Genomic DNA, 12,660 nt, shown 5'->3' on the forward strand with positions numbered 1-12,660 from the left:
GATCGGGCTCAGGCAATCGGCATGCCGCATGCCCCGTTCAATCAATGTGAGCGCCCGCAAACCCATCTCCACAAACCCTGGGCGTGAATGGAACTTCCGTCTTAGCACTCCCTCCAAGCGAGTGCTAATATTCTTGTCCGATACCCCGAGGAGCTCATCCATGACCCATTCGCTTGTTCCCGTGGCCGCTGCCCCGAGCAGCGATCTGGCCGTGGCCGGCTCCTGGAGCCGTTCGCTCACGCTGCCGCCGCTGGGCCACCTGGATGCCTACATTTCCGCCGTGAACCGTCTGCCCATGCTCAGCCTGGAGGAGGAGCAGGACGCCGCGCGCCGGCTGCGCGACCACAACGACCTGGACGCTGCCGGCCGCCTGGTCATGTCGCACCTGCGGCTGGTGGTCTCCATTTCCCGCCAGTACCTGGGCTATGGCCTGCCGCACGGCGACCTGATCCAGGAAGGCAGCGTGGGCCTGATGAAGGCCGTCAAGCGCTTCGACCCCGACCAGGGCGTGCGTCTGGTGAGCTATGCCATCCACTGGATCAAGGCCGAGATCCACGAGTACATCCTGAAGAACTGGCGCATGGTCAAGCTGGCCACCACCAAGGCCCAGCGCAAGCTGTTCTTCAATCTGCGCTCGCGCAAGCAGGGCCTGCGCGCCGAGGCCGCCGAGGGCGAGACCCACCGCGAAGTCCTGAGCGACGCCGAGGTCGGCCTGGTGGCGCGCGAGCTGAACGTCAAGCCCGAAGAGGTGCGCGAGATGGAGACGCGCCTGGCGGGCGGTGATGTGGTGCTCGACCCAACCCCCGGTGACGATGGCGAGGACGCCTTTGGTCCCATCGCCTACCTGGCGGATGGCGCGCATGAACCCACGGCGATGATCGAGTCCGCCCAGCGCGACCAACTCGCCACCGAAGGCGTGGCCCGCGCGCTGAGCGAGCTCGACGAGCGCTCCCGCCGCATCGTGAGCGAACGCTGGCTGCAGGTGAACGACGACGGCTCGGGCGGCATGACGTTGCACGAGCTGGCCGCCGAGTACGGCGTGAGCGCCGAGCGCATCCGCCAGATCGAGGTGGCGGCCATGAAAAAGATGCGCAAGGCACTCGCCGACTACGCCTGATCCGGCCGGAGCGATTGCACAATCGCTCCCCATGCCTTCTGCTTCCTTGTGGCGGCGCCTGAGCGCCGCCTTGGGCCTGTGCCTGGCCCTGTTCGCCTCCCCCGCCCTTGCCACCGACACGGCCGCGCCTGCCAGCGACGAGCCCATCGTGCTCGACCAGCGCCGCGCCACGATCCCACTGGCTGGCCGCAGCCTCCAGCTGGTGGACGCCAGCGGCGCGCTGGGCATCGAGGAGATCGCATCGGGGCAGCATGCCTTGTCCTGGCACTTGCACGGCGCGGGCGACAGGGTGCGGCTGGACGACCATGCGGCGTTGTGGTTGCGCTTCGACGTGCTGATGCGCAACACCGACGTGCATTGGGAACTCGAACTGGCGCGGTCGGGCACCGATGCCATCGAGCTCTACTACCGCGACCGCCAGGGCCACTGGCGCGTGCAGCGTGCCGGTGACCGACTGGCCGTTCGCGACTGGGCGAACCCCGACCGCTACCCCGTCTTCAGTCTGGACGTGAGACCCGACGAGACCGTTCGCTATTGGGTGCGCGTCGAACACGCGCGGGTGCCGTTCTCTGGCGTGTTCCAGCTCCACGACCACAACAGCCTGCGCGAGCAACGCATCCACCAGCAGTTCGGGCTCGGCGCCTACTTCGGCATGGCCCTGCTGCTGACGCTCGTGGCTCTGGTCAACATGGTGGTGTTCCGCGACGCGGCCTTTGCGGCCTATGCCCTCTACATCACCTTGCTGGGCCTGTCGCTCGCCGCGTCGCTGGGCGTGGCGGGGCAGTTCCTGTGGCCAGGGCTCGCGCGCTGGAACCAGGAGGCCGAGTTCATTCTTCTGCCTCTCCTGGGCCTGGTGGCCATGATGTTCGTGCGCCAGGTGGCCCAGCCGCGGCGCATCGGCCGCACGCTGGACCGGCAATGCCTGCTGCTGGCGCCGCTGTGGCTGGCGGGCATCGTGTGGGACCAGCTCCTGCCCAGCCCGTTCAGCTTGCAGGCGCTCACCGCATTGGTCTCGGTCTGCATGGTGGTCGTCGCTGCCATGCTCTGGAAGGCCTGGCGCAGCGGCGACATCTGGATCCGCTGGTTCGTGGTGGGCATGCTGCCGATGCTGGTGACCGCCGCCCTGCCCGTGATGCGCAACTTCAACCTGCTCTCCTCGGGTTTTCTGTCGCAATACGGCATGGTCATCGCGGCGGCGATGGAAGCGCCCATCCTCATCTACGCGCTGCTGCAGCGCTCGCAACTGCAGCACGAGGCGCAGGTGCGCGCGCTGGCCCTGGAACGCACCGAACCGCTCACCGGCCTGACGCACCGACCGCATTTCCTGCAGCGCCTGCACGACAGCCTGGTGCGCGCCGAGCGCTACGGGCATCAGGGCGCGGTGCTGCTGGTGCACCTGGACAACCACGCCGAGCTCAACGAGCGCCACGGCCGCGAGATCGCCGATCGTGCGCTGGTGATCGCGGCTTCTCAGCTGCGCTCGGTCGCGCGCGACGTGGACATCGCCGCGCGCGTGGACGACGACAGCTTCGCGCTCCTGATGGAAGGCCCGGTGAAAAACGAACAGGTGCTGCACACGGCCACCAGTCTCGTAGCCAATGGCCTGCGCCCTTCACCCCGCCTGCCGGCAGGCACCACGCTGCGCCTGCGTGTGGTGGCGGCTCTGCTGCCCGACGCCAAGGGCGAACTTGCCCAGGACGCCGGCGCGCACCTCGACTGGTTGCGCCAGGGCATGCTCACGCTCAGCGAGGACCCGCGCAAGGCGATCCTGCGGCTGAACTTCTGAGCGGGCGCGCTCAGCCCTCGCGGCGCAGCGCGGGAAAGAGGATCACGTCGCGGATGCTGGGACTGTCGGTCAGCAGCATCATGAGGCGGTCGATGCCGATGCCGCAGCCGCCCGCGGGAGGCATGCCGTACTCCAGCGCGCGAATGTAGTCGGCGTCGAAGTGCATGGCCTCGTCGTCGCCGCCGTCCTTCGCGTCGGCCTGCGCCTGGAAGCGCGCCGCCTGGTCCTCGGCGTCGTTCAACTCCGAGAAGGCGTTGCCGAACTCGCGGCCGGTGATGTAGAGCTCGAAGCGCTCGGTCACCTCGGGCCGCTCGTCGTTGGCGCGCGCCAGCGGCGAGATCTCGGTGGGGTGCTCCATGATGAAGGTGGGGTTCCAGAGTTCGCCCTCGACCTTTTCCTCGAAGAACATCACCTGCAGCGAGGCCAGGCTGCGCGTGGAGAGCTGGTCCTTATCTTCGGTGAGCCCCAGCTTGCGCAACTGGCCGCGCAGCCAGTCGGCGTCGTCCACGTTCGCACCGGCCTCGGTGTACTTGACGATGGCGTCGCGGATGGTCAGTCGCTCGAAGGGGGAGTCGATGTCGACCGCTCGACCCTGGTAGGTGACCTCGCCCTCCCCACGCACCGAGCGCACCACGTGGCGGATGAGCTGCTCGGAGAAGTCCATCAGGTCACCGTAGTTCCAGTACGCCGCGTAGAACTCCATCATGGTGAACTCGGGGTTGTGGCGCACCGAGATGCCTTCGTTGCGGAAGTTGCGGTTGATCTCGAACACGCGGTCGAAGCCGCCCACCAGCAGGCGCTTGAGGTACAGCTCGGGCGCGATGCGCAGGAACAGCTCCAGGTCGAGCGCGTTGTGGTGTGTGACGAAGGGCTTGGCGTTGGCACCGCCGGGGATGGGGTGCAGCATCGGCGTCTCGACCTCCAGGAAGCCGTGCGAGACCATGAACTGGCGCAGCGCCGTGATGGCCTGGCTGCGCGCGACGAAGCGGCGGCGCGCGCCCTCGTCGGTCATCAGGTCCACGTAGCGCTGGCGGTACTTGATCTCCTGGTCGTGCACGCCATGGAACTTGTCGGGCAGCGGGCGCAGGCTCTTGGTGAGCAGGCGGATCTTGTCGGCGTGGATGGTGAGTTCGCCGGTGCGGGTGCGGAACAGCACGCCCTCGGCGGCCACGATGTCGCCCAGGTCCCAGTGCTTGAAGGCGTTGTGCTGCGCCTCGCCCACGCTGTCCTTGTTCAGGTAGATCTGGATGCGCCCGCCGCTCTCGCCCAGGGAGGCGTCCTGCAGGGTGGCGAAGCTGGCCTTGCCCATCACGCGCTTGAGCATCATGCGGCCCGCCACGCTGGCGCGCACGGGCGCGGCCTCGAGCTCTTCCTTGCTGCGCTGGCCGTGCGCGGCGAACAGGGCGGCCGCGTTGTCGGTGGGTTTGTGGTCGTTCGGGAAGGCCACGCCCTCGCCCCGTTTCTGGGCCTCGCGCAGGGCCTTGAGCTTCTCGCGGCGTTCGGCGATGAGCTGGTTGTCGTCTTGTGCGACGGGCGCGGCGGCGGTGTCGGGGGTGTTGGCTTGGCTCATGAAAATGAAAGCGGGTTGGGCGCCTGAATGGCGCGCAACCCGCGATTGTAGTTTTTGGCGGCCCGCCGGGCCGCCAGCGGTCATTCGCCCAAATAGGCCGCGCGGACCTTGGGATCGGAGAGCATCTGCCTGGCGTCGCCCGTCATGATGATCTCGCCCGAGTCCATCACATAGCCCCGGTCGGCGATCTGCAGCGCGCGGCTGGCGTTCTGCTCCACCAGCAGGATGGTCACGCCCTGCGCCGACACGTCGCGCACCACCTCGAAGATCTTGTCGACCATGATGGGCGACAGGCCCATGGAGGGCTCGTCGAGCAGCAGCACCTTGGGCTGGCTCATCAGCGCGCGCGCCATGGCCAGCATCTGCTGCTCGCCACCGCTCATGGTGCCGGCGAGCTGGTCCTTGCGCTCCTTCAGGCGCGGGAAGATGCCGAACATGCGCTCGATGTCCTGCGCAATGCCGGCCTTGTCCTTGCGCACGTAGGCGCCCATCTGCAGGTTCTCGGTGATGCTCATGCGGGTGAACACGCCGCGGCCCTCGGGCACCATCGCCAGGCCCTGCTTCACCAGGTCCCAGGCGCCCTTGCCCTTGATGCTCTTGCCCATGTATTCGACATCGCCCGCCTCCATGGCGAGCGAGCCGGTGATGGCCTTCATGGTGGTGGTCTTGCCGGCCCCGTTGGAGCCGATGAGCGAGATCAGTTCGCCCTCGTTCACTTCGAGGTCGATGCCCTTGACCGCCTTGATGCCGCCGTAGGCCACCTTCAGGCCGGCGACTTTGAGTAGGGTGTTTGCCATGCTGTTCTCCTGCCGACTCAATGCCCGCCCGTGCCGAGGTAGGCCTCGATCACTTTCGGGTCCTTCTGCACCTCGGCCGGCGTACCGGTGGAGAGCTGCTTGCCGTAGTCGAGCACGGTCACGCGGTCGCACAGGCCCATCACGAGCTTCACGTCGTGCTCGATCAGCAGGATGGTGCGGTTGTCCTGTCGGATGCGGTCGATGAGTTCGCGCAACTGGATCTTCTCTGTCGCGTTCATGCCCGCGGCGGGCTCGTCGAGCGCGATGAGCTGCGGGTCGGTGGCCAGGGCGCGCGCGATCTCCAGGCGGCGCTGGTCGCCGTAGCTGAGGGTGCGCGACTTGTAGTCGGCGAATTTGCCGATGCCGACGTAGTCGAGCAACTCCTTGGCGCGCTCGGCGATCTCACGCTCTTCGCGCTTGAAGCCGCCGGTGCGCAGGATGGCACCGAGCAGGCCCGAATGCGTGCGGATGTGGCGCCCCACCATGACGTTTTCGAGCGCCGTCATCTCGGCGAACAGGCGGATGTTCTGGAAGGTGCGCGCGATGCCGGCCTTGGCCACCTCGTGCACCGCCGTGGGCGTGTAGGCCTTGCCCGCGAGCTCGAAACTGCCGCTGTCGGGCGTATACAAGCCCGTGAGCACGTTGAAGAAGGTCGTCTTGCCCGCGCCGTTGGGGCCGATCAGGCCATAGACCTGGCCGCGCTGGATTTCAATGCCCACGTCGCTGAGGGCTTGCAGGCCGCCAAAGCGCTTGGAGACGCTGGCGACTTTCAGAATGGTGTCTGTCATGCCGCGCTCCTCACTTGCTCAGGGACTTGCCATGTTCGGGGGAAGGCCACAAGCCCTTGGGACGCAGCAGCATGATGACGATCATGGCCAGCGCGATGAGCAACTGGCGCAGGATCTCGGGGCCCAGGCGGCCGTCCGTCATGGCCGTGAGCGGGTGCGCGACGTGGCGCAGCAGCTCGGGCAGGCCGGCCAGCACCAGGGCGCCCAGGATGACCCCCGGGATGTGGCCCAGGCCACCCAGCACCACCATGGCCACGATCATCACCGACTCCATGAGGATGAAGGACTCGGGGTAGACGCCGCGCATGAAGGAGGCGAACAGCACGCCGGCGATGCCGCCGAAGGTGGCGCTCATGCCGAAGGCCGCGAGCTTGAGGTTGCGCGTGTTCAGGCCCATGGCCTTGGCCGCGATCTCGTCTTCGCGGATGGCCATCCAGGCGCGGCCGATGCGCGAGTCCTGCAGGCGGTAGGCGATGACGATCGCCACCACCACGAAGAACAGGATGAGGTAGTAGTACATCGTGACCGACTCGAAGGTGTACGAGAAGTCACCGATGCCGATCTCCAGGCGTTGACTCATCCGATGCCCGAAGACGCTCACCGCGTCCACGTTGGTCAGGCCCTTGGGCCCGTTGGTGAGGTTGATCGGCCGGTCGAGGTTGAGCATGAAGATGCGCACGATCTCGCCGAAGCCCAGGGTGACGATGGCCAGGTAGTCGCCGCGCAGTTTGAGCACGGGAAAGCCCAGGATCAGCCCGGTGACGCCGGCGATGATGCCGGCGAGCACCATCACGAGCCAGAAGTTCATGTGCAGGCCGTTGGGGAAGGTGGCGGCCAGCCAGGCGAAGGTGTCGGTGAGGTGCGGCGAGGCGAGCAGGCCGTAGAGGTAGGCGCCCACCGCGAAGAACGCGATGAAGCCGAGGTCGAGCAGGCCGGCATAGCCCACCACGATGTTCAGGCCCAGGGCCAGCAGCACGTAGAGCAGCGCCACGTCGACGATGCGCACCCAGGAGTTGCTGCCGGTGGCCTGCAGCACGAGGGGCAGGACCAGCATCAGCGCCGCGACCACCAGAAAGGCGATCAGCTTGACGGGTTTGGAGTTCATCATGGTCTCTCCCGTCGGATCAGGCGCGGTCGGCCACACGCTCACCCAGCAGGCCCGAGGGGCGCAGGATCAGCACGAAGGCCAGCACGATGAAGGCGAAGATGTCGGTGTACTGGCTGCCCAGGAAACCACCGGTGAGGCGGCCCAGGTAGCCGGCGCCCAGCGATTCGATGAGGCCGAGCGCCACGCCGCCGAGCACGGCGCCCGCCAGGTTGCCGATGCCGCCCATGACCGCGGCCACGAAGGCCTTGAGGCCGGGCATGAAGCCCATGGCGTGCTGCACCGTGCCGTAGTTGGACGCCCACATGATGCCGGCGATGGCCGCCAGCATGGCGCCGATGATGAAGGTCGCGGAGATCACCACGTCCGGCTTGATGCCCATGAGGGCCGCCACGCGCGGGTTCTCGGCGGTGGCGCGCATGGCGCGGCCCAGGTTGGTGCGGTTGACCAGCCACATCAGCAGCGCCAGCACGATCACGGTGGTGGCGAGGATGGTGATCTGGGTGATGGAGAGCACGGCGCCGAAGAAGTCGATCGGCTCGCGCGAGAGGGTGGAGGGATAGGACTTGGGGTTGGGCTTCCAGATGATCATCGCCAGCGTCTGCAGGAGGATGGAGACGCCGATGGCTGTGATGAGTGGGGCCAGTCGCGGTGAGTTTCGCAGTGGCCGGTAGGCCAGCTTTTCAATGGTGAAGTTGAGCGCTGCGCAGACCACCATCGCGATGACGGTGGCGACGATGAGCATCAGCCAGCCGGGCATGCCGGGCGAGGCGTCCTGCATGGTGGTGATGAGCGTCCAACTGGTGAGCGCCCCCACCATGAGCACGTCGCCGTGGGCGAAGTTGATGAGGCCGATGATGCCGTACACCATGGTGTAGCCCAAGGCCACCAGCGCGTACATGCTGCCCAGCACCAGACCGTTGAGGATCTGCTGTAGCAAGACTTCCATGAAAGGTTCTCCGTGGTTTTTGACCGCGGGGGTGCTGTGGACACGCCCCCCGTTTCAACCTAGCAAAAAACCCGCCAGAGACGGCCTGGATAAGGCCGGGGGCGGGTCGGTGGTGCGCGATTGTAGCGAGGGGTATCGGGCTTCCGATTGGGGAGATTCCCCGGTAAATCAAGGGAAAACCCGGGTCTCGAACACCCGTATCAGTGTCTCTGCGGGTGCATCAGCCTTTCTGATGATTGAGGCGGCGCAGCTCGCGCAGCTTCTCGCCGATGCGGATTTCCAGGCCCCGCTCCACGGGCTCGTAGAAGCTGGGGGGCGACATGCCCTCGGGGAAGTAGTTCTCACCCGCGGCGAAACCGCCGGCCTCGTCGTGGGCGTAGCGGTAGTCCTTGCCATAGTCCAGCGACTTCATCAGCTTGGTCGGCGCGTTGCGCAGGTGCAGGGGCACGGGCCGCGTGCCATCGCGCTTGACGAAGGCCTTGGCCTCGTTGAAGGCCTTGTAGACGGCGTTCGACTTGGGCGCGACCGCCAGGTAGACCACGCACTCGCCCAGGGCGAGTTCGCCCTCGGGCGAGCCCAGGCGTTCGTAGACCTCGCTCGCGTCCAGCGCCAGCCGCAGGGCGCGCGGGTCGGCCAGGCCGATGTCCTCGGCCGCCATGCGGATGAGGCGGCGCGCCACGTAGCGCGGGTCCACGCCGCCGTCGAGCATGCGCACGAACCAGTAGAGCGCGGCGTCGGGATCGGAGCCGCGCACGCTCTTGTGCAACGCGCTGATGGTGTCGTAGAACTGCTCGCCGCCCTTGTCGTAGCGGCGCATGCGCTCGCCCAGCACCTTGAGCAGCCAGGCGTCGGTGACGGTGGCGAGCTTCTCGCGCGCCGCGGCCACGGCCAGGGTTTCCAGCGTGTTGAGCAGGCGGCGCGCGTCGCCATCGGCGTAGGCGATGAGGCGCCCGAGCGCGGCGTCCTCGACGGCGGGGATGGCGTCGATGGCGCGCGCCTTGGCCACGATGGCGCGCAGGTCGTCCTCGGTGAGCGGCTGCAGCACGTACACCGCGGCGCGCGACAGCAGCGCGGAGTTCACCTCGAACGAGGGGTTTTCGGTGGTGGCGCCGATGAAGGTGAACAGGCCGCTTTCGACGTGCGGCAGGAAGGCGTCCTGCTGGCTCTTGTTGAAGCGGTGCACCTCGTCGACGAAGACGATGGTGCGCTGCGGGTGCAGGCCGTCGCGCGCGAGTTGGGCCTTCTCCACCGCCTCGCGGATGTCCTTCACGCCGCCCAGCACCGCGCTGATGGTGATGAACTGCGCGTCGAAGGAATCGGCCATGAGCCGCGCGATGGTGGTCTTGCCCACGCCCGGCGGACCCCAGAGGATGCAGCTGTGCGGCTGGCCGGATTCGAAGGCCAGGCGCAGCGCCATGCCCTCGCCCAGCAAGTGCTGCTGCCCGATCACCTCGCCCAGGGTGCGCGGGCGCAAGCGCTCGGCCAGGGGCGCGTGAGCGAGGGTGCTCACTGGCGGATCACGTCGGCGCCGGCCGGCGGTTCGAAGCGGAAGTCGCCCGTGGACAGGCCCGGGTTGGCCTGCCAGCCCTTGAAGGTGAGTTGGGAGCGCTGGCCCAGGCCGTCCTCGATGTCGAGCACGACGAGCTGCTTGTCGCGCAGGCCCACGCGCACGCGCTGGAGCTGGCCGTCGCGCGCCTTGGGCACGGCCTCCACCCATTGCAGGCCGTCCTTGTCGGGCAGGGCCTTGAAGTCGAAGGCCGAGCGCAGGGACGACAGGTCGCCGCCCGAAGCGATCAGCGCGGCGGGCGTGCTGCCCAGCGCGTCCTTCTGGGCGCGCACGGTCACCTGGTTCAGGTCCACGTCGTGCAGCCAGAGCCGCTGGCCGTCGGCCACGATGGTCTGCTCGAAAGGCTTGGCATAGACGAAACGGAAGCGGTCGGGCCGCAGGAATTCGAAGCGGCCCGAGCTGGTGCGCTGGCGCGGCGCGGCTTCCCCAGATTTCTTCGGGGAAGTGACCACCTGCGTGAAGTCGGCGCGCGCGCTGCCGACCTCGCGCAGAAACGCGTCGAGCGCCTGCAGGCCGTCGGCGTGTGCCGGCCAGGCCAGGCTCAGCAGCGACACCGTGGCCGCGCTCACGAGGGTACGGATATTCATGACGGTGTGATTCCCCCGCAGACGATGAGTTGCACTCATTCCGTGCGTCCGCCGACCAGGATGTCGCGCTGGCCGCTGCTCGTGAGCGCGCTCACCAGCCCCGCGTTCTCCATGTCTTCCAGCAGGCGCGCGGCGCGGTTGTAGCCGATCTTGAGTTTGCGTTGCACGTAGGAAATGCTGGCCTTGCGGTCCTGCAGGACGATGGCGACGGCCTGGTCGTACAACGGGTCCTTCTCGCCGCTGGCGTCACCGCCCTCGCCGAACATGTCGCCCCCCTCACCGTCGCTGCCGCCGCCATCCAGCACGCCGTCGATGTAGTTGGCCTCGCCCTGCTGCTTGAGGTAGCCCACCACGCGGTGCACCTCGTCGTCACTCACGAAGGCGCCGTGCACGCGCGTGGGAAAGCCCATGCCGGAGGGCAGGTAGAGCATGTCGCCCATGCCCAGCAGGCTTTCTGCGCCCATCTGGTCGAGGATGGTGCGGCTGTCGATCTTGCTGCTCACCTGGAAGGCGATGCGCGTGGGGATGTTGGCCTTGATCAGGCCGGTGATCACGTCCACGCTGGGGCGCTGCGTGGCGAGCACCAGGTGGATGCCGGCCGCCCGCGCCTTCTGCGCCAGGCGCGCAATCAACTCCTCGACCTTCTTGCCCACCACCATCATCAGGTCGGCCAGTTCGTCGATCACCACCACGATGTAGGGCAGCGTCTCCAGCGGCTCGGGCTGTTCGGGCGTGAGCGAGAACGGGTTGCCTATGGACTCGCCACGCGCCTTGGCTTCCTCGAGCTTGGTGTTGTAGCCCGCGAGGTTGCGCACGCCCAGCTTGCTCATGAGCTTGTAGCGCTTCTCCATCTCGGCCACGCACCAGTTCAGGCCGTTGGCCGCGTGCTTCATGTCGGTGACCACGGGTGCGAGCAGGTGCGGGATGCCCTCGTACACGCTCATCTCGAGCATCTTCGGGTCGATCAGCAGCAGGCGCACGTCCTTCGGGTCGGCCTTGTAGAGCAGCGACAGGATCATGGCGTTGATGCCCACCGACTTGCCGGAACCCGTGGTACCGGCCACCAGGCAGTGCGGCATCTTGGCCAGGTCGGCCACCACCGGTTGGCCACCGATGTCCTTGCCCAGGCCGATGGTGAGCAGCGACCGGGCGTCGTTGTAGACCTGCGAGCCCAGGATCTCGGACAGGCGAATGGTCTGGCGCTTGGCGTTGGGCAGCTCCAGCGCCATGAGGTTCTTGCCCGGGATGGTCTCGATCACGCGGATCGACACCAGCGAGAGCGAGCGCGCGAGGTCGCGGCTCAGGTTGACGATCTGCGAGCCCTTGACGCCGGTGGCGGGCTCGATCTCGTAGCGCGTGATCACCGGGCCCGGCGCGGCCGCCACCACGCGCACCTCCACGCCGAAATCCTTGAGCTTCTTCTCGATCAGGCGGCTGGTCATCTCCAGCGTCTGCGCATCCACCGTGTTTTGCTGTCCGGGCGCCGCGTCCAGCAGGTCCACCTGCGGCAGCTTGCTGTCGGGCAGCTCGGTGAACAGGGGCTTCTGCCGCTCCTTGGCCACCCGCTCGCTCTTGGGCACCTCCACCATGGTGGGCTCGATGACCACCGGCACCGGGTGGTGCTCCTCGATCTCCACGCGCTCGGTCTTCACCACCTCTTCGCGCTCACGCGCCGCGACGCGGCCGATGCGCTCGTCTTCCACGGCCTCGCGCTTCTCGCGCCGGGCCTCGAACCAGCCGTCCACCGTGTGGCCCACCACCTCGGCCCAATGGCCCCAGGAGAAGCGGAACACCAGCGGCAGGCAGGCCAGCAGACCCGCCAGCAACGCCAGCGCCGCGCCGGTAAAACCCAGCCAGCGCTCGGCCAATGCGCCCAGCGCGTGCCCGAGCACCCCACCCGAGTGGCCCGGCAGCAGGGGCTCCAGCCGGTACAGGCGGCTCCATTCGAGCGCACAGCTCAGCATGAGCAGCGCCACCAACCCGCCCCAGAATGCCACGCGACGCATGTGCGGGCGCTGCCACCAGCGCGGGGCGTCGGGCACAGGTGATGGCCCGCGCAGCCAGCGCGCCAGGCCCGACAGCCAGGCGCGCACACCGGCGGCGAAGCACCACCAGACCGAGAAACCGAAGAGAAAGTAGCTGGCGTCGGCCACGATGGCGCCCAGGCGGCCGGCCCAGTTGCCGACCTCGGGCGAGGTGCCCGTGGTGCTCCAGGCCGGATCGGCCAGCGAGTGGCTCAACAGGGCGAGCAGCCAGAAGGCCAGCGCGGCAGCCCCGAGCACGAGACCGATTTCCTGGGCGAAGCGCGCGATGCCGCTGGGCGCGGACGCGCCCTGTCGATCGGCGTTGAGGGTATTGAGCGAGTACGTCATGGGCGAATCAGGGGGCTAGCTT

The 12,660-nt window shown here is 67.6% G+C and carries 10 protein-coding genes; 2 read left to right on the forward strand and 8 right to left on the reverse strand.

Translation table 11 applies throughout. The annotated features are described in order from the left end of the window. The first annotated feature begins 160 nt into the window (after positions 1–160). Both rpoH and GTO19_RS16920 read left to right on the forward strand, forming a co-directional pair. Entirely contained in the window at positions 161–1,117 is a 957-nt protein-coding gene (rpoH, locus tag GTO19_RS16915) for an RNA polymerase sigma factor RpoH (protein ID WP_291018873.1), read from the forward strand. 31 nt (positions 1,118–1,148) lie between these two features. Further along, a complete protein-coding gene (locus tag GTO19_RS16920; RefSeq protein ID WP_291018875.1) occupies positions 1,149–2,903 on the forward strand; it encodes a 7TM diverse intracellular signaling domain-containing protein in 1,755 nt (584 codons plus the stop codon). 10 nt (positions 2,904–2,913) lie between these two features. On the opposite strand, the gene lysS is transcribed toward GTO19_RS16920, so the two are convergent. From lysS to GTO19_RS16960, 8 genes are all read right to left on the reverse strand, one after another. Further along, positions 2,914–4,473 (reverse strand): lysine--tRNA ligase, encoded by a 1,560-nt coding sequence (gene lysS / locus GTO19_RS16925; RefSeq protein WP_291018877.1) that lies wholly within the window; start codon positions 4,471–4,473, stop codon positions 2,914–2,916. A gap of 80 nt (positions 4,474–4,553) precedes the next feature. Next, positions 4,554–5,270: an ABC transporter ATP-binding protein gene (locus GTO19_RS16930; protein WP_291018879.1), complete on the reverse strand. Its 717-nt coding sequence runs from the start codon at positions 5,268–5,270 to the stop codon at positions 4,554–4,556. 17 nt (positions 5,271–5,287) lie between these two features. Then, positions 5,288–6,058, reverse strand: coding sequence for an ABC transporter ATP-binding protein (locus GTO19_RS16935; protein ID WP_291018882.1), 771 nt, complete (start codon positions 6,056–6,058; stop codon positions 5,288–5,290). A gap of 10 nt (positions 6,059–6,068) precedes the next feature. Next, the gene (locus GTO19_RS16940) at positions 6,069–7,163 is read right to left on the reverse strand and encodes an ABC transporter ATP-binding protein (protein ID WP_291018883.1); all 1,095 of its coding nucleotides are present in this window, start codon (positions 7,161–7,163) and stop codon (positions 6,069–6,071) included. A 19-nt stretch (positions 7,164–7,182) separates the two neighbouring features. Then, a complete protein-coding gene (locus GTO19_RS16945; protein WP_291018884.1) occupies positions 7,183–8,112 on the reverse strand; it encodes a branched-chain amino acid ABC transporter permease in 930 nt (309 codons plus the stop codon). A 220-nt stretch (positions 8,113–8,332) separates the two neighbouring features. After that, positions 8,333–9,622, reverse strand: coding sequence for a replication-associated recombination protein A (locus GTO19_RS16950; protein ID WP_291018886.1), 1,290 nt, complete (start codon positions 9,620–9,622; stop codon positions 8,333–8,335). Further along, positions 9,619–10,266: an outer membrane lipoprotein chaperone LolA gene (lolA, locus tag GTO19_RS16955; protein ID WP_291018888.1), complete on the reverse strand. Its 648-nt coding sequence runs from the start codon at positions 10,264–10,266 to the stop codon at positions 9,619–9,621. Before lolA ends, GTO19_RS16950 begins: the two co-directional genes overlap by 4 nt. Positions 10,267–10,301: 35 nt before the next feature. Then, positions 10,302–12,638 carry a DNA translocase FtsK gene (locus tag GTO19_RS16960; RefSeq protein ID WP_291018891.1) on the reverse strand — a complete coding sequence of 779 codons (2,337 nt, stop codon included), beginning with the start codon at positions 12,636–12,638 and terminating at the stop codon, positions 10,302–10,304. Between the last annotated feature and the right edge of the window lie 22 nt (positions 12,639–12,660).

This window comes from Hydrogenophaga sp., assembly GCF_011772445.1.
In the GTDB taxonomy this organism is placed as follows: Bacteria; Pseudomonadota; Gammaproteobacteria; order Burkholderiales; family Burkholderiaceae_C; genus Hydrogenophaga.

Coding starts and splice junctions, on each gene's coding strand:
- GTO19_RS16935 (WP_291018882.1), bottom strand. CDS start 6,058: ATGACAGACACCATTCTGAAAGTCGCCAGCGTCTCCAAGCGCTTTGGC.
- GTO19_RS16940 (WP_291018883.1), bottom strand. CDS start 7,163: ATGAACTCCAAACCCGTCAAGCTGATCGCCTTTCTGGTGGTCGCGGCG.
- lysS (WP_291018877.1), bottom strand. CDS start 4,473: ATGAGCCAAGCCAACACCCCCGACACCGCCGCCGCGCCCGTCGCACAA.
- GTO19_RS16930 (WP_291018879.1), bottom strand. CDS start 5,270: ATGGCAAACACCCTACTCAAAGTCGCCGGCCTGAAGGTGGCCTACGGC.
- GTO19_RS16960 (WP_291018891.1), bottom strand. CDS start 12,638: ATGACGTACTCGCTCAATACCCTCAACGCCGATCGACAGGGCGCGTCC.
- GTO19_RS16945 (WP_291018884.1), bottom strand. CDS start 8,112: ATGGAAGTCTTGCTACAGCAGATCCTCAACGGTCTGGTGCTGGGCAGC.
- GTO19_RS16920 (WP_291018875.1), top strand. CDS start 1,149: ATGCCTTCTGCTTCCTTGTGGCGGCGCCTGAGCGCCGCCTTGGGCCTG.
- lolA (WP_291018888.1), bottom strand. CDS start 10,266: ATGAATATCCGTACCCTCGTGAGCGCGGCCACGGTGTCGCTGCTGAGC.
- rpoH (WP_291018873.1), top strand. CDS start 161: ATGACCCATTCGCTTGTTCCCGTGGCCGCTGCCCCGAGCAGCGATCTG.